This is a genomic window from Arcicella lustrica, assembly GCF_034930985.1.
Taxonomy (GTDB): domain Bacteria; phylum Bacteroidota; class Bacteroidia; order Cytophagales; family Spirosomataceae; genus Arcicella; species Arcicella lustrica.
Genome location: NZ_JAYGIM010000010.1, coordinates 157,659 through 182,926 on the forward strand (window position 1 = coordinate 157,659; position 25,268 = coordinate 182,926).

14 protein-coding genes are annotated in these 25,268 nt (G+C 35.8%); 2 read left to right on the forward strand and 12 right to left on the reverse strand.

Features of this window, described 5'->3' with window-relative positions; translation table 11 throughout:
• Positions 1–4: 4 nt before the first annotated feature.
• The 6 genes from VB798_RS14120 to VB798_RS14145 all read right to left on the reverse strand — a co-directional run bounded on the left by VB798_RS14120 (position 5) and on the right by VB798_RS14145 (position 9,504).
• Positions 5–1,186: an AGE family epimerase/isomerase gene (locus tag VB798_RS14120; RefSeq protein ID WP_323259379.1), complete on the reverse strand. Its 1,182-nt coding sequence runs from the start codon at positions 1,184–1,186 to the stop codon at positions 5–7.
• Between the two features lie 85 nt (positions 1,187–1,271).
• The gene (locus tag VB798_RS14125) at positions 1,272–2,492 is read right to left on the reverse strand and encodes an MFS transporter (RefSeq protein WP_323259381.1); all 1,221 of its coding nucleotides are present in this window, start codon (positions 2,490–2,492) and stop codon (positions 1,272–1,274) included.
• A 39-nt stretch (positions 2,493–2,531) separates the two neighbouring features.
• Positions 2,532–3,674, reverse strand: coding sequence for a Kelch repeat-containing protein (locus VB798_RS14130; RefSeq protein WP_323259383.1), 1,143 nt, complete (start codon positions 3,672–3,674; stop codon positions 2,532–2,534).
• Positions 3,625–4,608 carry a dihydrodipicolinate synthase family protein gene (locus tag VB798_RS14135; RefSeq protein WP_323259385.1) on the reverse strand — a complete coding sequence of 328 codons (984 nt, stop codon included), beginning with the start codon at positions 4,606–4,608 and terminating at the stop codon, positions 3,625–3,627. The genes VB798_RS14130 and VB798_RS14135 overlap by 50 nt, the downstream gene beginning before the upstream one ends.
• Before the next feature lie 69 nt (positions 4,609–4,677).
• Positions 4,678–6,213: a SusD family outer membrane lipoprotein NanU gene (gene nanU, locus VB798_RS14140; protein WP_323259387.1), complete on the reverse strand. Its 1,536-nt coding sequence runs from the start codon at positions 6,211–6,213 to the stop codon at positions 4,678–4,680.
• A gap of 18 nt (positions 6,214–6,231) precedes the next feature.
• Positions 6,232–9,504 carry a SusC/RagA family TonB-linked outer membrane protein gene (locus VB798_RS14145; RefSeq protein WP_323259389.1) on the reverse strand — a complete coding sequence of 1,091 codons (3,273 nt, stop codon included), beginning with the start codon at positions 9,502–9,504 and terminating at the stop codon, positions 6,232–6,234.
• A gap of 366 nt (positions 9,505–9,870) precedes the next feature.
• Between VB798_RS14145 and VB798_RS14150 the strand changes: the two genes are divergently transcribed.
• Both VB798_RS14150 and VB798_RS14155 read left to right on the forward strand, forming a co-directional pair.
• Entirely contained in the window at positions 9,871–10,578 is a 708-nt protein-coding gene (locus VB798_RS14150) for a FadR/GntR family transcriptional regulator (RefSeq protein WP_323259391.1), read from the forward strand.
• 175 nt (positions 10,579–10,753) lie between these two features.
• The gene (locus tag VB798_RS14155) at positions 10,754–11,479 is read left to right on the forward strand and encodes a nickel transport complex, NikM subunit,transmembrane (protein WP_323259393.1); all 726 of its coding nucleotides are present in this window, start codon (positions 10,754–10,756) and stop codon (positions 11,477–11,479) included.
• A gap of 73 nt (positions 11,480–11,552) precedes the next feature.
• Here VB798_RS14155 and VB798_RS14160 read toward each other — a convergent pair whose 3' ends face one another.
• The 6 genes from VB798_RS14160 to VB798_RS14185 all read right to left on the reverse strand — a co-directional run bounded on the left by VB798_RS14160 (position 11,553) and on the right by VB798_RS14185 (position 25,250).
• Positions 11,553–13,082: a SusD/RagB family nutrient-binding outer membrane lipoprotein gene (locus VB798_RS14160; RefSeq protein WP_323259395.1), complete on the reverse strand. Its 1,530-nt coding sequence runs from the start codon at positions 13,080–13,082 to the stop codon at positions 11,553–11,555.
• 60 nt (positions 13,083–13,142) lie between these two features.
• On the reverse strand, positions 13,143–16,604 hold the full coding sequence (locus tag VB798_RS14165; protein ID WP_323259397.1) for a SusC/RagA family TonB-linked outer membrane protein: 3,462 nt from the start codon (positions 16,602–16,604) through the stop codon (positions 13,143–13,145).
• Between the two features lie 70 nt (positions 16,605–16,674).
• Positions 16,675–17,667 carry a FecR family protein gene (locus VB798_RS14170; RefSeq protein ID WP_323259399.1) on the reverse strand — a complete coding sequence of 331 codons (993 nt, stop codon included), beginning with the start codon at positions 17,665–17,667 and terminating at the stop codon, positions 16,675–16,677.
• A 28-nt stretch (positions 17,668–17,695) separates the two neighbouring features.
• Entirely contained in the window at positions 17,696–18,379 is a 684-nt protein-coding gene (locus VB798_RS14175) for an RNA polymerase sigma-70 factor (protein ID WP_323259565.1), read from the reverse strand.
• A 364-nt stretch (positions 18,380–18,743) separates the two neighbouring features.
• Entirely contained in the window at positions 18,744–22,835 is a 4,092-nt protein-coding gene (locus VB798_RS14180; protein ID WP_323259401.1) for a hybrid sensor histidine kinase/response regulator transcription factor, read from the reverse strand.
• 261 nt (positions 22,836–23,096) lie between these two features.
• Positions 23,097–25,250, reverse strand: a complete 2,154-nt coding sequence (locus VB798_RS14185) for an endo-1,4-beta-xylanase (protein WP_323259403.1) — start codon at positions 25,248–25,250, stop codon at positions 23,097–23,099.
• Between the last annotated feature and the right edge of the window lie 18 nt (positions 25,251–25,268).

Sequence of the window (25,268 nt, forward strand, 5' to 3'; positions counted from 1 at the left end):
AGATTTATTTTTCTAAAAATTCTGCTAAAATTTTATAACAATACCATTCTTGGCGAGGCAAATGAAAGGGACCTTTGAAGAGATTTCCTTTAGCAGTTTGTGCTACAGTACCATCACGGTGTAAATAACCAAACCATTCACCATACTCTTTATCATGAAAATGTGAATAAGCATAATCATGCACCAAACGGTGCCATTGGGCATATTTTTCATTGCCTGTCATTAAGTACGCTAACAAAGTGGCAATAATTACTTCGTTATGAGGCCACCAGAATTTCATGTCTTGCCAATATTCTTGCACAGGTTTATCATAAACATCTCTGAAATATAAAATACCTCCATGCTCTTTATCCCAACCACGTTCCCACATATAATCTAGCATTTTACAACCCAAGGCAATTAAATGTTGGTCGTTATTTCGGTAACGTGCCTCATGCAAAATAAACCAAGCACCTTCCATAGCGTGTCCCGGATTCAGCGTTCGCCCGTAGATATGGTCGATAATACTTCCATCTAAGGCAACACTTTCCATCACACATTGAATATCATCTTTGATAAAATCACGCTCAATTTCCGTTATCCAACGACTAATCCATTCATCGCAACGCTCGTCGCCAATATTTTCTCGCAATTGTTGAGCAGTATTAATCATAATCATTGGTACTCCAATACCTTTTGCTGGACGCACAGCCGTGAATTTGGCAGGTAATAAACTTGGATTACTAGCATATTCGATGCACTTACCAAAAAGTTCTCTCGCTTTATCAGCAGCTTGTGAATCACCACTTGCTTTGGCATAGGCAGCATTTGCAATCACCGCAAAGGTTTCTGAAAAGAAATAACGTCTTTTTCGAAGGGGTTGTCCATTACGAGTTACATGAAAAAACATTCGTCCATCAGTATCAAAACAATGATTATTCAAAAAATCGATACCGCTTTTGGAGCCTTCTATCCATTTGCTATCTTTTTCAAAAGTATTGTATAAAGTGGCAAGCATCCACGCCGCTCTGCCTTGAATCCAAACAGCTTTGTCGTCATCAAGCAAATTGCCTGTTTGGTCTCGCATCAATAAATAACCTCCTTGTTCTATATCGATACTTCTTGGAAACCAAAAAGGAATCGTATCATCCAATAATTGTTTCCGATAAAAATCTCTTAAATCTATAAGTTCTTGTGTTGAGTACATCTTTTTCTCCTTTGAAAATTAGGGAATTGTAACATGGAAAATTCAAATCAAGTGAATGATAATTGGAGTACTTTTCAGTCCAAAATCAAAAATCCTTAATCCGAATATGCATCATTTTCCCTAAAAAAATAGCTAAAGCCAGTAAGACAAAACCCGCTAAAATTGCCAAGTCGTAGCCGAGTTGCCCTTGGTCGGTTGATTTTCCTAAAAGATTGGTAATAAAAGCCCCTGCAAATACGCCACACATATTCATGATACCATAAGCAGTACCTCTGTGCTGTGGACTAACAAATTGACATAAAATCGGCATATTGTTGGCGTCGAACATACCGTAACCAAAGCCAAAGCAAAGTGCTGCACAAACCAAATGCACTACACTATGTCCAAAGCCCAAAAACAATAAGGCGGGAACAGTTAACCCCAGTCCGATGGTGCTGGTAAAAATACGTCCTCTGGGGTTTTTCTGTATCCATTTATCTGATAATACTCCTCCAAATAAAACGCCAAACAAAGAAGACACAGCCAAGGCAATCGTAGAAAGTGGACCAGCTTTTGCCATTTCAATCTGTAAATTTTGGGCAAAAAGTGTAGGTAACCAGTTTTTAATTCCCCAACCCGACAAACTTGGAATTGTGAAATAGAATAGCAATAACCAAAATGAAAGATTTCCAAATAGTACTTTCAAATCTTTCAAAAGCGGTCTTGGCGCCTCATTTTCAACTTTTTTACTTGTTTTTATTTTTTGTTCTTTCAACAGTAAGAGTAATATCAAAGCATAAATAATACCGATAATACCAAAAAAATGAAAGGTTTCTTGCCATGAATAATGTTCCGCAATAGTCGCTCCAAATCCACCTAGTGATTGCCCAACATAAAGACCAGTCATGTGAATACCAATGGCTACCGAGCGAGTTTTATCACTATGATAATCGGCAATCAGCGACAAACCCGCAGGAATATACAAAGCTTCGCTAACGCCCATTAATGCCCTTAACCAAAAAAGTTGGTTGAAAGAAGTAGTATATCCCATCAAAAAAGTAACACTAGACCAAACAAAAAGACTGATTACAATTATCCATTTTCGATTGAATCTATCTGCTACAATGCCAGCAACGGGACTCATAAGACCATAAATCCACAGAAAAATAGCCATCAAATAGCCAAAATTTGCAGCAGTTTGTAGCTCTGGAATAGACGCCTGCATACTTGCTTTCATGGTCGATAGCATTTGTCTATCCAAGTAATTGAGTAAAGCTACGCCCCATAATAGAGCTACTACCAACCATTTATATGTTTTTGAAGCCATTTTTTCTAAATTGAAATATTAATACTTTACAAATCAAATCTATGGGTTTAGTTTTCCCACCAAAATATTCGCTGTACGCACACCCGCTTTTACTTCTCCGCAAGGAATGATAATTTGTTTATCCCACATAACTGCTTGCGTAGTTACTGGCGTTTGAAAACCGATGTTATTGGTGCTAGTCCATTGATTACTAGTAATATTGTACAATAATACTTCCTGACTAAAACCGGGATGATTTATCTGCAATTGATTTTTTTCTTGAATTAATCGCTGTTTCTTCTCTAAGTCTTGTTCCGCTTGAATGGCAACGAGTAACTTTTCTACCTGATGAAAAGTTGTTCCTTTATCACCACCGAACATTGCTAAAGTATTTTCCCCAACGACACAGCCTGTTCCTGCCGATAAAGGATAGGGCAAATCTTGAAGTTTCTCCCATGTTTGGGTGATTAAATTAAACGCAAAACAAGCACTGAATAAAGTACTGATTCCTGATGCTTGCTTTTGGCGACCACCCAACAAATACAGTTTTTCGCCATGATTAAGGAAAACCGTATGTGATACTTTTTCAGGAATATCTGGCAAGATTTTCCAGCCTAGTGCTAAATTGTTTAAATCTAAGCGCAATAATGCTGATGAAACTCCATCTATCTTTTCGCCTCCAGCAACAAATAATTGATTATTGACCAATGTTGCTACTGCATTAGTAAGTGCAAAAGGCAAATCGGGGAACAACGATATTTTTGTATTAATCTGATTACGAAATACTTGTATTAAAACAACTTTATTACTTAATCCTTTTTCATTTTCTCCTCCCACGTAAATTATTCCATCAGAAGTATTTACCACAGCTGCATAAGCCTTCTTTTCGGGAAGACGTAAGGTTTTTTCTTGCCAAGCAATTACGCCATTTATGTCTTTTTTCAAGAAATAAATATCGTCGAAATACTTCTTTTTTCCCCCTTCCCAAGGAAGAGCATCTTCAAAATTGGATCCTCCAGCCACGATAAATACATCTCGACAGTATCCTGCGATAGCCCCAGCTAAACCCATTTGTTTGTGATGTCCTTCGGCAACAGGAAGTTGGGTCGGAATACTCCAATCAATGGTTTGAATAGCATTGTTTTGAGCAATGCTATTGTAAGTTAAAATCGAGAGTGAAAGAGACATTAGAATTTGCTTCATGAATGTGTTGAATAGATTTTGAGCAAAATAAGGAGAAATTCAATGATTCCACATCCTGCTTGAATACTTCGAACTGGGCTGACGTCATATTTCTAACGGGTGCTCTAAACGTTCCGCAGTCATGACCGATTAATTTCATGTATGCTTTTCCTGTAGAAATCCCACCATATTTTCCCAATAAACGAATCATTTCTATTGAAGTCATTTGCAACGCTCTTGCTTTTACTAAATCATTGTCTTCAAAAGACTGAATAAGCTGATGATACAGTGGTGCTGCATAGTTGAAAGTACTCCCAACCGCACCTTTTGCTCCTAAAGCCAAGGCTGAAAGCATATTTTCGTCTCGTCCCCATAACATATCATACTTTTCGTTTTGAAAGCTCATGCACGATTGGTAATCCATAAAATCTTCATGAGTATATTTGATGCCCGCAAAATTAGGAACATTGCCATCTATCGCTTTTAACAAATCATACATGGCAAAATCTACACCCGTCAACACAGGAATATGATAATAATAAAATGGCATTTCTGGCACAACAGCGGCTACTTCTCTACAAGCATTTGCCAACATTTCTACCGAAGCAGGTTTGAAGTAAAAAGGAGCTGTAAATGAAATAGCGTATAAGCCAATTTTTTGAGCAAACAACGCTAACTCTTTGCAATCGGTGAGGCTGGTTCCTCCCAAAAATAACATCACTTTAAAATCGTCATCGTGACGAGTACAAATTGCCCATGCTTCGGCAACAGCTTTTTTCTCTACTTGTGTCATTGAAACGCCTTCGCCCGTAGAACCACAGATGAATGCACCTGTTACGCCATTGGTTTTAAGCATTTGATAATAAGCTGGAATAGCCGCTAAATTAAGGGTTCCGTCGGCATTCATGGGCGTAAATGGCGCCGCAATAAGTCCAGAAAGATGTGTTGTTTTCATATAAATTATCATTTTAAAAAATAGAAAATCATATCCAGAGCAGGCGAGTACCCGCTCTGGATGATAAAACTAAAAGACTGGATAACCAGCAGTTTGTACTAATGACCTATTGTTTGTCAGTGAGTTACGGTCGATTGGCCATAATAATTTGAATGCTTCGTTTGATGAAAGGCTAGTATTAGCAAATACATAATTGTTGCCTACACGGCGTAAATCGTACCATCTTTTTCCTTCGAAAACAAATTCAAATAATCTTTCATCTAAGATGGCATTGAGTGGACTAGCATCTTTGGCTTGATTTGGAAAAGCGTATTTGCTTGCATCATATTTTGCTCCATAAGCACGGGCTCTCACTAAATTGATTTCATTAGCAGGATTTTGTCCTAAAATTACTTTTGCTTCTGCCATCATTAATAATAAATCTGCATAACGATAAATAGGATAATCGTTGGTAAAAGCACGTGAACCCGCATTTTGTTCTCCTTGAAATTTATTGATAAAACAACCCACCAATTCAAACCCAGTACCTTTTTTACTAAAAGCAGGTTGAATAGAAGACAATTTTCGACTATCGTTATCATCAAATTTTTGATAAGTAGCAATACGTACTGGCGCACGCAAAAGTCCTCCCCAGTTGTCGGTAGTTACATTAAATTGTCGTGAACCATTGAGATCATAAAAGTTGGAAATCAAACCAGATTGTGGAACAAATGAGCTCGCAACAAAACCCATTGTAGCTTCATTGAGTACATATCGAATGGCAAAAATAATCTCATTATTCCCTTTATTACCAGCAGTAAATACTGTGCTATAATTGGGTAATAAAGTTAAGTTCGGAATATTTGTTTTGATGTCATTCAGCGCATTTAATGCCGTAGTGGCATCAACAGAACCACCACCACGATGACTATTCCAAAGTGATACTTCGGCTTTTAGCATCAGCGTAGCTGCTTTTGACCAATAGCCTTTATTATTTCTGAAAGTATAATTAGTACCAAAACTGCTTTCCGATTTATCAATATCAGCTTTAATCAAGGTCATTACTTCTGCTTCAGGTGAAGCCGCTTTTGCCAAATTTGCAATATCTATTGATAAAACAGGCTCTGTTTGAATTACCACACCGCCCCATGAACGATACAAATGAAAGTAATAAAATGCACGCATCCCATGTGCAATACCCAAATAATAGTTTTTATTGGCATCTGAAACAATATTGGTAGCATTTAGCTTATGAATCAACAAATTGAGTTGAACGATATTGCTGTAAAATCCTCCAAAATTGCTCACACCTGTATTATCCATGTCCAGATTTTGCAACCACATGCGTTCTAAACCTTGCGTGGCTTCACCCGTGAAAGTACTTGGGCTATTGTCTTCCGTCCCAAAAATATCAGAACGCATTTCTCCCAAAGCCTGAAAACTGGCATTGTGACTTCTGAAACGAACGTGAATACCCGATACAAAAGCATCAAATTGGTCGGCAGTTTTCCAATAATTGGCGTCGCTGATACTACTTTCAGGCGCTAAATCCAGTTGAGTATTGCATGAGGTAAATAGCAAACTAATCCCCAAACTGATGTATATGGTTTTAATGATATTTTTCATGAAAGTAATTTTTAATAATTAAAATGAAACCTGAAGACCTAATACCACTGATTTTGGCGTTGGATATGTACCTGCATAAATACCGCCTGCTGGTGGTTCTGGCGATGGTCCACTAAATTTCGTGACATAAAAAAGGTTGTTAAAATTGGTATAAACACGTGCTTGTGAGAACCATTTACTCAAGAATTTATTCTTAGATAAATCATAAGAAATGGTAATTTCTCGACAAGCTAAATAATCTCCTTTTTCATAAAATCTTGAATTGTTTCCGTTCAATACTTGCCCAGCGTTGTTTGCACGAGTATAGTTCTTTTTACCTGCTGGTGCACCCACTTGGTCGGCATAATATACTTTTGGAATATCAGTGTCGGTATTGGTTGGCGACCACGCATCTTTTTGCATTTCCATGTAGTTTAAAGTACCCTGATAATTACCAAGCGTGCGTGCTACCAAGTCATTATAAATGGTATGTCCTAAAGCAAAATCAAATCTGGTGAAAAGAGAAAATCCTTTGTAACTAACATTTGAAGTAAAACCTCCTGTAACCGTTGGATTGATATTCCCTAGAAATACTTGGTCACGTGAGTCGATAATATTGTTATTGTCAACATCTAGCCAATTGACATCGCCCGGAGCAATTTTGTTCGTCATAGTAGTAGATGGACCACCGATTCCTGCAATGGCATCTACTCTATTAGCAGCTAGTTGGGCGATTTCTTCTTCATTTTTAAAGATTGAAACTTGTTTAAAACCGTAAATAGCTCCCAAAGGTTGTCCTTCTTGTAAACCGCCAACCCACACTACTTTACCTTGAATTGGGTCATAAATTTGCAAGCCACCTTGTCGATTATTTTCATTTCCATTGAATGGTAATTGCAAGATTTTATTGCCCACAAACGAAACATTTCCACCCATATTCCAAGAAATTCCATTTGGATTTTTCAAGATGCTAGCATTCACCGTCAATTCAAGACCAGTATTTTGAAAGGTTCCGAGGTTGGTTCTTACCGAGCTATATCCTACATAACTTGGCAAGGTTAAATTGGTCAATAAATCGCTCGTTCTACGGTCATAATAATCTAGCATTATACTAAAGCGATTATTAAGGAAGGAAATGTCTAAGCCTAAATCCAAGGTTTTACTTTTTTCCCAACGCAAGCCAGAGTTGATAATACTTGTACTTAAAAAACCTAAACTGGTGTTATAATTACCTTGCGAACCGTACACGCCTTGTACTTCGTAATTGCCAATTCCTGCCACATTTCCATTAATACCATAACTAAATCGTGGTTTTAAGGCACTTATATATTGGTTAAGTGAACTTTCAGCAAAGAATTTTTCTTTGTGAAGATTCCAACCAGCCGACATCCCCGGAAAGAATCCATAACGATTGTCAGTTGCCAAACTTGATACTCCATCTCTTCTGAACACAAGACTCACCAAATAACGCTCGTCAAAATCGTAGTTGAGGCGACCAAATTGCGACACAATTTTGTACTCATCTCTGGTTGAATAATTACTTCCAGCCGCAAAAGTTGTTGAAGCATTTGCTGTTTCGATATCATCTGTCGGAGCATTTTGCCCTAAAACTTGCATTTCAAAACCTTTTTGGCTGAATATTTCTGCCCCAAGCATTGTGTTGAAATGGTGCGATTCACCGATACTTTTTTGGTAATTAATAATAGCATTGTATTGCTGTTGTACCGACCTTGAGAAATTCGCAAGTGAATTGCGAGTAGCATTGCTAAACGAGGGCGGATTGGTATATAAGTTGGTATAGTTTTGCGTAGCAAGATTAAACGACTGATTTAGCGATTCAAACAGATAAGCATTTCCAGCTACTTTTACGTACAAATCTTTCGTAATATCATATTTGGCAGAAGCATTTACCGTAAATCGGTTGACTTCGCTATTACGTTTTGTTTTTTGTAACCAATACAAAGGATTACTATCGCTCACGCCATTTCCAGGGTTGGGCATTGTTTGCAAAGAATCTAACCAAGGATTCATCGTAGGCCAAATCGCTAAACTTCTGTACAATACATTGGATTCTGAAGCTAAAGTACCATTTTGGGAAGAAGTCGAGAAGGTTGTTCCTGTTGTTACTTCAAGGTTCGGCTTTACTTTGTAAGAACCATTGATATTCCCTGTATAACGTTTGTAATCTGAACCCACAATTACGCCATCTTCTTTATAATGGTCAAAACTGGCAAAGTACTTTCCACGATCGTTGCCACCTTCTACGCTAACATAATGGTCTTTTGTATAGGTATTTCTGAAAACTAAATTTTCAATTTCTCCTCCGTGTTCTTTGTATAAAATCGAACCGCCATAAGGGTCATCCATCGCCAACCAACCTTGCGATAGCAAGCCAGCATTAGCAGCATTGTTTATTCGAATGTCAAAAAGTGCTAAATTGGCAGCGTCCGTCAATAGTCCATAACCTCTTGATGAATTTACTTGTGCAAGCGTTCTACCTGAGTTCAAATTTCCCAATCTATTATAATAAATATAGTCTCGGGCATTCATGTATTTATAACCTTCACGGTTTTGGTTATAGCCCGCTGTAAACTTATAGGTTACACGTGCGGTGCCAGTTTTACCTTGTTTTGTGGTAATTATAATTACTCCATTGTTGGCTCTAGCACCATAAATAGCCGTTGATGCAGCATCTTTCAACAATTCTATCGACTCAATATCGTCTGGAGCGATGTCATTTAATGACCTAATTACGCCATCAACCACTACCAAAGGCGAACCCGGGCTATTAATTGAAGCCCCGCCACGCAATAAAATTGATGGCGCTGCACCGGGCGTTCCTGTTCGATTTACAACTTGTAAACCCGCCAAAGAACCTTGCAAAGCTGTTCCAACATTGGCTCTCGGAGCATTCGAAAGTACATCTTTGTCAAGCTTTCCAATCGAACTGGTAATATTCCGACGTGACTGCGTTCCGTAACCAACCACCACTACTTCACCAAGAGAAGTGACATCTGCTCTGAGTTTGATGTTCAAAAAAGTATTTCCACTTACTTTGATTTCTTCTTTAAGATAGCCAACATAACTCAGTACCAATATATCTCCCTCAGCAGTTGTTACACTAAATTCCCCATTTTCGTTGCTAATGGTTCCAGTAGTTTTTCCTTTCAAAATAATAGATACGCCGGGTAAAGCCTCTCCTGTTTCAGCGGCAATTACTTTGCCATTAATCTTTTTGGTTTGTCCCCATGCGCTTAGTAGGCAAAGGCAACAGATAATCAAGAAACCAATTTTCTGATAAACGTTTTTCATAATGAAGCCTAGTTTTATTTTTGTATTATGTATGACATAACAAAACTATAGAACATCTTTTTAATTTCATAACATTATTCGAATATTTTTATAAAATATCTATAAATAGTGACAAATACTCAAAAGTAGCACCAAAAATATACTTAGTAAGAGTATTTATGAAGATAAATATGTAATACTTAATGGCTATTTTGTGATGTTTTGTCGTTAAAAGGCTTACTTTACATTATCTTTAAAAAGAAAACAGCATATTCTTCAATAAGTACCCATACAAAGCTAAATAGCGCTTTACAGTTGATATAATCATGAATATTTCATAAAATGAAATATTTTACCTACTTTTATTCTAAATAAGTAATACATAATATGACAAAGGAATCTATTAATAATAATTTTATAACTGTTGACAATAGCTCATTGGTGGATAAAGTAGAAGCCAATTTGGTTGAATTACTACAAAGTAGGAAGCTAAAAGTGGGCGATGTCATCCCTAAAGAAATAGAACTGGTAGAACTATTAGGAGTAAGTCGCACGGTAATTAGAGAAGCCATTACCAGACTTCGCACAATGGGTATTATTGAATCTAAGAAGAAAAAAGGTTCTGTAATTACGAGTCCAGATATTTTCGGAATCATGAGTAAAAGTATGAATCCTCATATTTTGAACGAAGAAACACTGAAAGAGATTTTCGAAATTCGACTGGTATTAGAAATCGGAATGGCGGATTTTATATTTCAGAAAATCACCCCAAAAGATATTGAGGAACTCAAAGAAATTGTTAAAAATGAGCCAGCGTCAAGTGAATCGCATCTTTTTAATATTGAGCACGAAATTAAATTTCACGGAAAACTGTACGAAATAACAGGTAACAAAACCATGAAGACTTTTCAGAAAATGCTATTGCCGATTTTCGATTATGTCCATAACAGTGGTTTATTGAAAAAGGAAGTACAAAAAAGAAAGTTTGTCTCGCACAAAGGCTTGGTAGATATTTTAGAAAATGGTTCACCAGAATTATTTAGAAATGGAATGCGCAACCATTTAGAAAATCACTTTGCTCGATTAATTTCCTAATCATTCTGAAGGAATTATTACATACTTTGATTGGATAGTAATTCGCCCATTATAAAATGATGGATGAATTACTATTTAGAATTATATTAAATAATGCTTGCTAGTATAGATTATCACATGTAGCTTTGCGCTATTATTTATAATAAGTCTAAATAAAATTAACAATTTTCATACCATGAAAAGTAATACAACATTATTAAAGCTATGTCTATTATTGACAATTATTTGCCTCCCATTTTTATCAAGGGCACATGGATATTGGCTTGAAACACAAGGTTCTGGAAAAATCGGTGAACCTGTTAAAATCTTAATGTTTTATGGAGAATATGCTGAAGCAATAAGAGAAAAGGGTAATAAACTTGATAAAATGGCTGAGTTAAAAGTCTCTGTTATTGATGCTTTGGGAAAGCAATCGGCTATCAATATGGTTCAGAAAGAAACGCATTGGGAAGGAACGTTTACGCCAACAACCAATGGAAATTATCAGATTTTGGCAATAAATGATACCCGTGAAGTACAAGATTTTACGAAACATAATTTAGGCATTACTCGTCCCGTACAATTTATGAGAACAACTTATCAAGTTGGGAAAGCTAGTGCAACAAATGCGAAGAATCTTCAATTCTTAGATGTTACGGCAAATCAAGAAAATGGTAAAATTACTTTGTCGGCTTTTAAAGACAAGCAAGCTTTAGCCAAAACCAAATTAACGATTATCAATCCACAAACGTGGGAAAAAACAAAATTCACTAATGAAAATGGACAAACAACATTTACACCAACTGGAAAAGGTTTGTATTTGGTTGAATTAGAATGGATTGACACAAATCCGGGTACTTTTAAAGGAAAAGATTATCAAACAATCAGATACAAATCTGAGATGACTTTTGTGATTGATTAATAATAAGAATCTTCTTTGAAAATAATTACGACTGGCACTGTTAAAATTGTGCCAGTCGTAATTTGTAGCAATATTATTTATCCCACCATACTTTGGTTGTAAATAAGTCTGGACCCTGACGAGTAATAGCGTCTTTGAAATTAGGATTGATACCCAGTTCGCTTAATGGATAACGTAAGCGACGAGGAATCACTCCACCAGTTTCGTTACCAGAATAATTTACTGGATTTAAATTTGGATAGCCCGTTCTTCTCCAGTTTGCCCAAGCTTCAATATGATTAAGGGTTGAAGCATGAATCAAATATAATTCTGTATGAATAGCATTTAGTTTATTGTCTAAATTTCCAGTTTCAGGATAAGCATTTAACGTTGCATAAGTACTTAAATCGCTTGCTGTAATAGTGCTTCCAACAACTGAAAGTTGGTTAATTCCTGCACTTTGTCCTTCAATAAAAGCAGTTTTTGCCGAGCCACTTACCCAACCTCTTTCAATGGCTTCTGCTTTTAATAATTGTGCTTCGGCATAAGTCATATAAATCCAAGGAGTAGCCAAGCTCATCAAATTACTGCTAGGACGAGAGTAATTATTAAGATTTTTCTCCTCTAAAGTGTTTAATATAATAGCATCAGTTGCATTTGGTAATCCTCTTTGGTTTTCAATGGTTTTGTCGCCATTTCTTAAACTAGAAATAACCGATAAACGTGGGTCTTTACGAGTCTTTAAAAGGTCGATAAGCGTTTTGCCCCATTGTACGCCCGCATTATTCAAATTGGCAATATTTTGTCCGCTTGGTCCTAGCACCCATGAATTTGGGTTTGAGTTAATCATTGCACCAGTATTATCAAATTTAAAGGCAATGGTTTCACTGTTACTCGTTATCAAACCGCCATCAATGGCTTTTTTAGCCCAAGATTGCGCAGAAGTGGCATCTACTTTCTGTAATCTCATTGCTAAACGTAGCATTAAAGTATTCGCTGCTCGTTTCCATTTGTCTAAATCGCCTGAATAAATATAATCAGCCGTTTTAGGAATATAAGCTGTTGCACTAAATGCTTTACCTGCTTCATCTAATTCTTTCAACATATCAAAATAGATGTCTTTCTGCGCATCATATTTCGGCGAAAAATTACCATCTAAAAATGCTTTTCCCGCTTCAGAATAAGGAATGTCTCCATAAAGATCGGTAAGCCTAGCCATTTCCATTACTTTCAGGATTCTAGCCATCGACAACACATTGATATATTTGGCGTCTTTTTTAGCTATATCAATTACATTAACCAAACTTTTCACAGCATTGGGATATGAATAATCGAAAAATGAAGTAAAATTGTTAGAGCCAGAATTATAGAAACTACCGCCATAAAATGTTACATCTATTGATGACATCTGTTGAACAAAACAAGCCGCAAAACCAAAGTTGATACGCCAAGCTTTACTAGAAGCATCGCTAGAACCAGGAATAAATAATTCAGATTCGCCTAATAAATAATCGATTGGAACGCTTGATGGTGTATTTGGGTTCACATTGATTACTTCAAAATCTTTCGTACAAGCTCCCATTGATAAGATGAGAGAAGCACATATTGTTATTTTCTTTAACATAATTGTCTATTATATTAACTGTATTTTTCTAAAAAATTGATACTGTTTGGTGGATTACCCTTAAAACTTCAAGTTTACATTCATCCCAAACGACCTTGTTGATGGAGTACCCGCAAACTCTAAACCTTGAGCATTTCCATTATTATAAGTGGACTCAGGGTCAATGTTTGGTGTTTTCTTCATGAGTATAGCCAAGTTTCTACCTACGATTGAAACAGATGCTCCTTTGAATGGTAATTTATTCAAGTATTTAGCTGGAATACTGTATTCTAATACAATTTGGCGCAATTTGATAAAATCTGACTGATACACAAATGGCGTTGCAATGCTACTGTACCATCCGCTGTAGTAAGCCTGAGCAGGAGCTTTTACTGTATTAGGTTCGCCAGATTGAGTAACTCCAGCACCAAGTACTCCACCTTCACGACCTACTAACGTTTCTTTAGCTAAACCAAAACGATATGCCAAGGCGTTTGTACCAGAATAAATATAACCGCCAAACTTACCATCCACTAAAACACTTAGGCTTACACCTTTAAAAGAGAAAGTGTTATTTAAACCCAAAGTATATGGAGAAACACCCGTACCAAAGTTTTTCAAATCTCCTTGCATCGCAAAGCCTTGTGCATTGTAAACGATGTTTCCACTAGCATCTCTTTTAAAATCATATCCTTGAACTTGGCTATAAGGTAAACCAATGGTTTGTTGGATAAAAGTAGCCCCAGGTCTTGACTGGTCAACACGTAGCGTATTCAAATTGCCATATAAACTTAACACCTCACTTTTGTTATAACCCATATTGAATGAGGCATCCCAAGTAAAGCTTTTAGTTTTAGTAATAGCAACTCCCAATAATAATTCTACACCGCTGTTTTGGATAGCTCCCACATTAAATAAAGCACTATTATAACCAGAAGCTCCAGAAATTGTAGCGGCTACAATATCATTTGTAGTTTTTCTGTTGTACACCGCTAAATCTACATTTACTTTATTTCTGAATAATTTAGCTTCAAGCCCTAACTCAGAAGCAGTAGATGTTAAAGGTTGTAAATTAGCATTTGGCACACGGTTTGAACTTACTTGAGCAATTGGTGAACCTAAATGTGCGCCATTTAAAGCATAATATAAAGATAAATTATAAGGGTCGGTATCGCCACCAGCTTGTGCCCATGAACTTCTGAATTTCAAATAGTTAATCGCTTCAGGTAATACGAAAGCCTCTGATGCTACAAAACTTAAACCAACAGAAGGATACATAATACTGTTTTTGCCCGCTGCAAGTGTTGAAAACCAGTCATTTCTAGCAGTAGCTGTTAGGAACAAGATATTATTGTAAGATAATTCCGCAGAACCATATACTGAGTTGATTCTTTTTTCGATATAAGCTTCTGATAAACTTCTTGCAGATGGATCAATATTTGAAATATCATAGAAGAAAGGAATATTAAAGCTGTTTGAAGCACTAAATTCAGTTACTCTGGTAACTTGTCTCATTTGGTTACCACCAAGCAAAGCATTTACACTGAATTTTTCGCCGAATTTCTTGTTGAAGCCTACTAATAATTCCGTGTTTGTCTCCGTAAAATTACGGGTAGAAACCGCATAATTTCCTCTTAGTGCATAGCCAGTACCATAAGGTTCGATGTTTTTGTAATAATGGTTGAAATTATCAAAACCCAAACGTCCTTTTACATAAAGCCATTCATTGATGGTATATTTTGGTTCAAAAGAAGTAATGATTCTTTTCTTTTCATCATCTTGTTGAAATTGCTCCGTAGCAAAATATGGGTTTTGTGTAAACTGATTATCAGACCATACTTTTTCGTTACCGTTAGCATCAAAAACTGCATTTCTTAATACATCTACACCCAACGAAGTTGGTAAAACATACATGGTAAAGTTGGCATTTCCGGGCGAATCGTTTACTCTTGGTCTGTTGTGATTTTTTTCAATGATGTACTTTGCATTGGCTACGAATGAAATATTTTTACCAAGATTTCCATTAAGATTCAAGGCAAAATTGTTTCTGTGTAATGTATTGTTTGGTAAAACACCCTTATTGTTTAAGTCATTCATTGAAAAACGGTAGGTCACTTTTTCAGTAGCACCCGTTAGCGCAACAGAGTTTGTTAAAGTAGTTCCTATTTGGTAAAACTTCTTCAAATTATCTTTTACAGCTAGATAAGGTCTTTCTACGCCATCGTAAAACATGGCATTACTTCCGTCTAGTTTTCCACCCCAGCTATTTCTAGTAGCTGTTTGAGCAACCGTTGTTGGTTTTACGCCATTGTTTCCTAAGCCATATTCATATTGATAATCGTCGTAAGACTTAATTAGTAAGTCTTCAGCAACAAAATTGCTGTTTACTTCTAATCCAATACCTTTTTCTGATTTTCCGCCTTTGGTTGTCACTAAAATAACACCATTAGAAGCTCTTGAGCCATATAAAGCCGCTGCCGTAGCACCTTTTAAAACACTGATATTTTCAATTTCATCAGGGTTTAAACTCGAAATCCCATCGCCTCTATCGGCACCAGTCCATGCGCCATCACGGTTTGCACCAATATTTACAGAACCTAGATTGTCATTATTGATAGGAATTCCATCTACAATAATTAAAGGTTGATTGTTTCCAGAAATAGAACCATTTCCACGAATCACAATTCTACTTGATCCACTTGGTCCTGTAGCAGTTCCTGAAATATTTAAACCTGCAACTTTACCCGCTAAACTATTAGCAATGTTGGTAGAACGAGCTTTAGTTAATTCGTCGCCTTTTATTTCAGAAACGGCATAACCAAGGGCTCTTTTTTCTTTTTTGATTCCTAAAGCAGTAACAACTACTTCTTCCAAAGCCTGATTTTCAGGAATCATTTGTACGTTAATCAATGACTTTTGAAGTACAGTAATTTCTTGTTTTTTGAAACCAATAAAGCTAAACACAAGTATTGCATTAGGAGATTCTACTTCAATTTTATAAGCTCCTTTTTCATCTGTCAAAGTACCTTTAGATGTCCCTTTGATTAAAATGCTTACTCCAGCTAAAGCAATTCCTTTGTCATCCACAACCATTCCAGCTACCTGACTTTCAACTACAGCTTCAGTACTCGTCTCTGCTGTTTTGATTAGTTCTTGCGTTTTGTTTTCAATCGTAGTAGTTGCTTTGTTGATTGTCGAGGGTAAGATTACGTAAGAGTTTTTCTTGATTTTTTTAAAACGTAAACCCGTTGGTTGTAAAATAGATTCAATGTTTTGTTCAACGGTATTTTTATTATCAATCAGATTTCTAAGTACTTCGTGGTTTGCTACTAAACCCTCTTCAAATAAGATGTCTGCTTTGTAAAATTCTTTTAACTTTAGTAAAGCTTCTCTTAATTTAATGGTATTAGAAGTATTTTCTTTTTCAGTAAACTTTTTACTTTTCTGATTGGAATATGCCAATAGTTGTGAGAAAACCAATGAGGGAAAAACACTCAGGGCGATGCCACAACAAAGCATTCTTAGTAAAGCTTTGTTTCTCATATTAAATTCGGATTGTTTTGTGAATAATTTTTGAATGGGTTATTTATTCTTTATTTAGTTGTAAACACTTTTAATTATCAAATGAAATCACATAAGAATTCTCTTCTTTCACGACATTGAATGATAGCATTTCAGCTAATACATTTACCAATTCCTCGGCACTTTCTGCTTTGAAGGCTCCTGTAATAGTTCTGTTGGCTAATTCTGGTGTTTGTATTTTTATTTCTACTCCAAAATTTTCCTTGATTAAACTGCCTATTTCTTTCAATGGTGTATTATCGAAGACAAATCGATGGTCTTTCCAAGAAAGCTGAGTACTCAGTTTTTCTTTGTTTAATACTTGTAGTTTTAATTCTCCTTTTTTAGAAATATTGACCATGTCGCCGGGTTTCATCGTAATAATTTCTCTTTTATTAGCCGAGCTTAATATTACTTTCCCTTTGTTTAAAACCACTTTTGTACCTCGTTGTCTGGCATAAACTACGAATTCTGTACCCAAAACCGTAATTTGGTGTTTATCAGGGGTATTAACGATAAATTTTTGGTGATCTAACGTATGTTGAACAGAAAATTCAGCTTCGCCTTCTAATAATACTTCTCTGGTTTTTGTGCCAAAGCCCCATCTTGGTACAAATAATTCTGAATTAGCATTGAGCGTAACATCACTACCATCTGGCAGATGTATTTTTCTTATCTCGCCAAAGTCTGTTGCATAAGATTGATACATTATTTCCTGTTTCATCAAAAATCCTGATACTCCAAAAATCAAGCATACCGCAGCCGCAATCCACCATGAATTTAGTTTTGGCTTTTTGTAAACAGGATTAATGACATCGACATCGTTGATGGGGGAAACGATATTATCTATACGCTCTATATTTTTTAAAAGAGCGATTTCTACATTTGGTAAAAATTGCGGACAGGTTCTTTCCCACTCGTCAAGCCATTCAAAATACTGTTCGATATTTTTCGGCTCTTGTAACCAATCTTCAATTAATTTTTTATGTAAAGGCGAGGCATTACCAGCGAAATAATTAAAAATCATTTCTTTGACTAGATTCATCTTGTTCATCTATTTAAAAGGAAAACTATCACTTACTATAATACATTAATATCGAAAAGACCAAAAGAGACACGAGTCCATAATTTTTTAATCCTTTTCGTAGTTCTGCTAATGCTTTACTTACATGTGCTTCAACGGCTTTCTGGCTTACGCCAAGTTCACTAGCGATTTCACTATATTTTTTACCTTCAAATCTGCTTAATAAAAATACTTTTCGGCATTGTTGAGGCAAAGTACTTATTACTCGTTCCACTTGCATATAGAGCTCATCATATTCAAGTACTTTGTCGGGCTGAGGTAATTGAGATGCTCCATTCCAGTCAACAATATCATCAGTATTGTTATTATTGTACTCACTTTTCAGGTAAGTAAAACATCTATTACGAACCATTGTATATAAATAAGCCCTTAGCGAAGTATCTATTTGTTTATAAATTGCTTTATGCCAAAAATTATAGAATACCTCGGCAACAATATCTTCAGCGACTTCCTTTGAATAAACATACCTTATGGCATGGCTACACAATGGCGCATAATATTTTCTGAACAGCATTTCATATCCTTTGCGAGGCTCTTCTTCCAGAATTCTTTTAATGAAGAGCTCGTTATCGATTACTTTCTGAGAAGAATCGATAAAATTATGTTTGACAGCTGTCGTATCTAAAAGGTTTGTACTAAAATCCTTCGAGTTATCTTCTATTGGTAAATTCACGGGCAAACTTTAATAGTTTTTGCACTTTCAATTACATAGACTTCAAATTTTCGTTTTACCCTACCTTGCATTTAAAGTTTTTTTAAAATAAAATATAAGGATAGTTCAATATTTGACAATTGTGTATTAAAAATGTTGTATTATTTCTGTAAATATCACTTTACTAGCTGTTTAATACAAAATTTTAAATGTTTTTTAAATCAATAGAAAATAAGCTTCTTGTGAAGTATTTAGACAATCTGGAGTTCTAAATAAATATTATTAGGAATAAATTAAAATAGAAAACCCATTGATTGAAGATAAATTTGAGCTATCAACTAAATTTATCTTCAATCAATGGGTTTGTTTTAATTCTACACAAACCTCAAACAACAGCACTTTTATTAAGCGCCACGTATTCGGATGGTGATACATTATACTTTGCTTTAAAGGCTCTGGCAAAGTAATTTGGATTGGAAAAACCTACCGAATAGGCAATTTGCGAAATTTTCATATCGTTCTTTTGCAAAAGTGAAAGCGCTTTTTTCAATTTCAAGGACCTTACGTATTCAACGGGCGTTTCACCTGTAAAACTTAATACTTTTACATAAAGTGTTCCTCGACTCACAAACATAGCTTTACTTAATTCCTCAATCGAAAGATTGGGGTTCTCAATATGCTCTTCTACATAACGAGAAAACTTCAGTAAGAATTTTTCATCTTCTGAAACTACTTCCGTTTCTGGCGTTTCAACTTGTATGTGCTTGCTGTATGTATTTTTCAACAAACTGTTCAAACTCAATAAGTTTTCTATTTTGATACTTAATAAATGAAAACTGAATGGCTTAGTCAAATAGTCACTAGCTCCTGATTCTAAGCCTTTTAGCTGGTCATTCTCTTCCGACAAAACTGTCAGCATAATAACAGGAATGTGCTTGGTTCGGTTATCGGTTTTAATTTTACGCACCATTTCTATTCCATCAATTCCTGGCATATTGACGTCGCTGATGATTACCTGAGGATGACAAGCCAATGCTTTTTGCCAGCCTTGTCTGCCGTCTGAGGCTTCTATAATTTTATATTTTGTCTTCAAACTTTCAACTAAATAAGCTCGTAAATCGTCATCATCATCTACAATCAATACAACAGGCATTTCCATTTTTGGCGGCTCGTTTTTAGCGAAGCTTTCAATAGGATTTGATTCTTCATTGATGATTATTTGTGGTGTTGTTTGTTGGAAAGTAATCGGAAGTAATGGCAGTGAAATCATAAAAGCACTTCCTACTCCTTCTTCACTTTCTACTTTTATGGTGCCTCCATGCAGCTTGACAAATTCTTGCGCAATCGACAACCCTATCCCACTTCCTTGATTTAATATGTCAGCATTGTTATTTACTTGAAAAAATCTTTCAAAAATCTTATCGGTCATTTCTGTCGGTAACCCAATGCCCGTATCACGAAGAATTAATCTGACGCCTGTATCGCCATCAGCAGCAATCTGAAAGCTTACATTTCCGCCATCATTGGTAAATTTGATGGCATTAGAGAGTAAATTAATTAAAATCCGCTCTAATTTGTCTTTATCAAAAGTGGTTTGGTAATAACTATAAGCACTTACAAAATGGAGATTTATTCTTTTTCTTACGGCGATATATTTGAAAGAATCTACTATTTCTTGAGAAAACGAAACCAAATCACCTTCAGTTTTATGCAGGTTTAATTCATTGGCTTCAATTCTTCTAAAGTCAAGTAGTTGGTTTACCAAATTCAAAAGTCTTTTGGCATTTCTACTTATCAAATTAAGCATCTCCAATTTTTCAGTACTATTTTCCTGAAACATCAGGTTTTCAATCGGATTCAATACCAGCGTTAATGGCGTTTTTAATTCATGACTCAGGTTCGTCAAGAATTTAACTTTGATTTTCTCCAATTCCATTTTTTGCTCTGCATCGTGTCGTTCTTTCTCAATTAAATGTTTCATTTCCAGTCGCTCTTGTGTTCTGGAAAATTCATTTTTCAGCTTTTGAATAGAACTTCTTCTGATAGCCCAAACAGCCCCAACAATCAATAAAAAATAAAAGAAATAAGCGTAATAAGTACGCCAAAATGGCGGTTTCACAATAATATTAATCACCTTTTCTGGTGTTTGCCAAGAACCGTCTTCGCTGTAGGCTTTAAGTCTAAATGTGTATTCTCCTGGATCTAAATTGGTATAAACAGCTGTATTTGCCGTTCCTGCATGATTCCATTCTTTATCAAATCCCTCTAATTTATAAGAATATCTGTTTTCATGCGGAACAGTATAATTTAATGCCATAAAATCAAGCGAAAAGTTCTGTTTATAGCTCAAAACCATTTCTTTTGCTATCGAAATATGTTCTGTTATTTCGGCATTTTCAGAAGCATTTACTTGTTTATTATTGATTTTTAAGCTCGTGATTACAAGTGGCGGCACATTCTTTTTTTGAAAAATATTGGCAGATTTAAAATAATTAAAACCGTCTAGCCCACCAAAAAATAAGGTTCCGTCAGAAGTTCTCAAGCCTGAGCCAACATTAAAAGTACTTTGCTGAACGCCATTATAATAGGTAAAATTTCTAAATACTTTTTTGTGTGGGTCAAAAGAACTAATTCCTTTATTGGTACTAATCCATATTTTCCCGTTTTCGTCTTCTAAAATTTTATAAACTACATTGTTTGATAATGAATAATTTTCATCAAATCGTTCAAAAGAATTTGTACTGACTTTATACAAGCACAGTCCACCGCCCAAAGAACCAATCCATATTCTACCTGCATGGTCACAAAAAATACTCTGTATTTTATCTATCGGAAGCCCACTATTACCATGATTAAATACTTGAAAACGTTTCTGTGCTGGATAATACACGGCTATACCAGTACCGTTTGAGCCAATCCAGAAATTCCCCAACTTGTCTTGTTCAATACTTGTAATGAAACCGTTTAATGGAAATTTTTGTCCTGAAGCCAATTGAAAAATCTTTTCCTCCGACTCTATGGAATTGCTAATAGGATCATACCGATGAACACCACTTCCATTCGTTCCCATCCAGACTTTCCCATTTAAATCTGTTTTGAAACAATTTACAGGAGAATCAGCAGCATCTGTTTTACTTTTAGGAATATGAAAGTACCTCGAAGCACCTGTAGTCATATTAATATTATATAACCCAGCCTGATAAGTACCAATCCAGAGTATTCCTTTCGAAGATTCTAAAGCAATTACAGAGGAAACGTTTGCCTTTTGTTCTTTTAGTCGATAAGGTTTTATCTGACCCGTTTTACGATTAAACAAATTCAGCCCTGTTCCTTCTGTTCCGACGAATATATCACCCGAAGGGCTTTCACCAAATGCCATTACAGAACTACCCGTCAATCCATTAGGATCGTATGAATTATATTTTTTATGGTTAAAAAAAGTCAAATTAGTATCATACTTATTTACTCCTCCTTGATGAACCGCAAACCAATATATACCAGCATCATCGATATAAATATCTCTAACCGAACGCCCACTAGTACTTGGTACAAAACCGTTTTGTTCTAACAATGAGCTTTTTACTCTGGTAGCTTTACCTGTTTGTGGATTAAAAATATCAATGCTCCCGTCTGAACCAACCCAAAGTTGCCCCGTTTTATCAAATAATACTTTATAGATATGATTACTCGATAGCGTATTTACATCATTAGCATCAGATTTATAACAGGTAAAACTAGCCTTTGCAACATCCATTACATTGAGCCCGCCTTTGATAGTACCAATCCAAAGTTTACCTTTTTTGTCCTCGGCAATACTATTAATTAGGTTGGATGAAATAGCATTAGGACGATTTGAGTCGCTCAGAAATCTAGTAAATCGCCCTTTGGAGTGATTATAAAGGTGTAAACCATTGTCAGTTCCAACCCAAATATTGTTGCGACTATCTTCAAAAATACAGAGAACTGTGTTCGAATTTAAGCTATATTTTTGGGCAGCATTTGCTTTAAAAGCTTTAACTTTTTTGGTTACTGGTTCAAAAACAAACAAGCCAGAGTAAGTCCCAACCCAAATTTTACCAGAATGGTCGGCACACAAACTGATAATCCATCCAAACTTAGTAAAGTCATAGTTAATAAAAGAATCCAAATTCAGGTTATAAACAGACAAAGTAAAATTGGTCGCTAACCACATGTTACCTACTTTATCTTGTGTCATTGCTGTTACTGGACCTCTTCCAATACTGGTGCTGTCATTATCTTTATGGTAATATGCAACAAAATTTTGTCCATCAAATCTATTGAGCCCATCTTCTGTACCAAACCACATAAAACCATTTTTATCTTTAATAATGGCATTAATAGAATTGGAGGACAGTCCATTTTTACTACTTAAATTAATGAATTTATATTCCTTTTGTTGCCCAATAATACAATGAGCAACTAAAAAAGTGATGACTAAAAAGTAAAGCTTTTTCATTTTCCTAGACTTTAACCTAACAACTATTGGTTTGGCGTACAAAATCATAGCCATCCCCTAATCCAAACTATATGCTTTAGAATAAATTTACAACCCTATCAAATTTATTTCTAAAAGCCAAAAATATCTTTATCTTTCAATATTTGCACTAAAGTAGCTTTTATTCTTAAATCTACCTCAACCCTTTTATTGAAGCAAATCCCCCATCATCGTTAGATGTGGGGGATTGCAAATTCACCAAAGTGATTTTCACCTAAAATGCTATTTCATATTTGCTTTAATAGATTCTGCTACATACGAATAGGCTACTTTTCTTACATATTGCTGTGTCCAAAGACCAATTGGGTCATCAGCTCTCCAACTTGAATTAGCTGGGCTATCCAACGGACTCCATAAAGTGATACCATATCTTTGAGCAGCAGGAATAAGCTCAAAATATTTGTCAATAACATATTTATACATCTCAGCTTGTTCTTTATATTGTTCCTGAGTAGCATTTGCTGTTTTTACGCCTCCTAAACCAATATCCAATTCCGAAATTTTAATCAATTTACCAGTCGCAGCTAATAATTTAAACATCTCTGCAATCTTGGCTTTATCCGATTTAATATCAATGTGCATTTGTGTTCCAATACCATCAACCTTCGCTCCTTTTCCTTCGATATAGCTTGTATAGGCAATAAGTCCACGACATTTATCCAGACTGTATTCCAGATTATAATCATTGATAAAAAGTATGTCTCCAGCATTACCATATTTTCGAGCTAACTGAAAAGCAGTTACGGCATAATCTTTACCCATATAATCTTGCCAGTAAAATTCATCAGCAACTAAAGTTCTGCCTACTCCTGTTTTAAGTTCGTAAGGCTTGCCATCGTCCATTGGTTCGTTTACAACATCCCATGCTTTTACATAAGGCTTACTTACTGCCAACATTCCAGACATCCATTTGTCCAAAGCATTGGTAATGAGTGTGTTCTTTTCAACTACCGATTTTTCAGCAATGGTTACTGCTCCTCCAGTTGCTTTTGAGCTTTTCAGTACTACATTATCAATATACACTGTCCCAGCAAATTCGCCATAGCTAATCACAAGTTTATTTCTGTCTGCAGCTGTTACTGTCGTAGAAACATCAACTAATTTCCATTCTTTCGTTACAGCTATTTGACCAAAACCATTTGAAGCATAACTCGGACTTTGAAGTTCTGGTCTGATAATTCCTTCTGCAGTTCCTTTTACCCAAAATGATAAACTGTATGATTCACCGTTAGCAAGATTTTTACCTAAATCCAATGCCGTTTGAGCATCCCAATAATTTGTCGTCTTCGCTGGCATTGTTACGAAAAATGCTTTTCCTTTATTATTATAACCTAATCCATCCGCAGACACTCCTCTACTTGAGTTACCGCCATAACCTCCCCAGCCTGAGCCAGTTTCAAAATCTCCATTGGTTACTAAGTTTACTACTGCGGCAGTTCCTTGCGTATCATATACATAAAGATTATTGATATCTATGTAATAGTTTACATTAGGTTTATAGCCTAAATCAAAATTAAGTTTGATGGATGTTCCCGTAAAATCACTCACTTGAAATCTGATTTCTTTCCAAGAAACTCCTGTTGTAAAAGTAGCAGAAGCTTTTCCAGTTTTCATCCAGTCAACCTGAGGAGTATTGTTACTTAATCCCTCAAAAGAGATTCGGCCTTCTCCTACTATGTCTGACTTAATATAACAGACTACTTCATATTTGTGTCCTGCTACAACATTAATACTTGGACTAACCAATTGTAAAGCTGTAGCTGAAGAAGAGCCTGTGGCGGTTGTCAGTTTTATAGCTTTTGTTCCCGTGCCCATACCTGTGCTATTTGTTACCGAAATTCCTGCTCCATTATTTGTAATATTCCACCCTGTAAATACTCCGCTTTGCAGAGCAGAAATATTTAGTTCATTAGGAAACGAAGGGGCTGTAACTGTTAATGGAGCAATGAGTCCTTTGAGATAATTCGCATTCTGATTAGCATGCCAACATAAAGTATGCCCATACACTGAAATATTATTTTCTTTTGCTGCCGCTAATAATTTGCTAACGTTATCTAGCGCTAGGCTACCATCGGCTTGTACTACTGCACCATGCTTCATTTCATAACCCAAAGCTATTTCGTCGAAGTTTTTATTGGCAAGTCGGTACATTACTCCCTTATTGACATAATCATTAAGCGACAAAGCAACTCCAAATTTAAAATTAGGATGAGCACTGCGATTGATGTAAGATTTTAATGCGGGATAAGCATCAATATCTTCCTGAAGCGCAATGCTTTCAGGCTTTTGCACATCGAACTCCAGTGGCTCATAAGTGCTACACGAAGTCGCCAAAAGGGAGGTCAGACCAAGTGCAATTTTATATAATTTATTCATAAAATAACGGTTCTAATT

Excerpts from the sequence above, each read along its gene's own strand:
- VB798_RS14120 (WP_323259379.1), bottom strand. The coding sequence starts at position 1,186 with ATGTACTCAACACAAGAACTTATAGATTTAAGAGATTTTTATCGGAAA.
- VB798_RS14125 (WP_323259381.1), bottom strand. The coding sequence starts at position 2,492 with ATGGCTTCAAAAACATATAAATGGTTGGTAGTAGCTCTATTATGGGGC.
- VB798_RS14130 (WP_323259383.1), bottom strand. The coding sequence starts at position 3,674 with ATGAAGCAAATTCTAATGTCTCTTTCACTCTCGATTTTAACTTACAAT.
- VB798_RS14135 (WP_323259385.1), bottom strand. The coding sequence starts at position 4,608 with ATGAAAACAACACATCTTTCTGGACTTATTGCGGCGCCATTTACGCCC.
- nanU (WP_323259387.1), bottom strand. The coding sequence starts at position 6,213 with ATGAAAAATATCATTAAAACCATATACATCAGTTTGGGGATTAGTTTG.
- VB798_RS14145 (WP_323259389.1), bottom strand. The coding sequence starts at position 9,504 with ATGAAAAACGTTTATCAGAAAATTGGTTTCTTGATTATCTGTTGCCTT.
- VB798_RS14150 (WP_323259391.1), top strand. The coding sequence starts at position 9,871 with ATGACAAAGGAATCTATTAATAATAATTTTATAACTGTTGACAATAGC.
- VB798_RS14155 (WP_323259393.1), top strand. The coding sequence starts at position 10,754 with ATGAAAAGTAATACAACATTATTAAAGCTATGTCTATTATTGACAATT.
- VB798_RS14160 (WP_323259395.1), bottom strand. The coding sequence starts at position 13,082 with ATGTTAAAGAAAATAACAATATGTGCTTCTCTCATCTTATCAATGGGA.
- VB798_RS14165 (WP_323259397.1), bottom strand. The coding sequence starts at position 16,604 with ATGAGAAACAAAGCTTTACTAAGAATGCTTTGTTGTGGCATCGCCCTG.
- VB798_RS14170 (WP_323259399.1), bottom strand. The coding sequence starts at position 17,667 with ATGAATCTAGTCAAAGAAATGATTTTTAATTATTTCGCTGGTAATGCC.
- VB798_RS14180 (WP_323259401.1), bottom strand. The coding sequence starts at position 22,835 with ATGAAAAAGCTTTACTTTTTAGTCATCACTTTTTTAGTTGCTCATTGT.
- VB798_RS14185 (WP_323259403.1), bottom strand. The coding sequence starts at position 25,250 with ATGAATAAATTATATAAAATTGCACTTGGTCTGACCTCCCTTTTGGCG.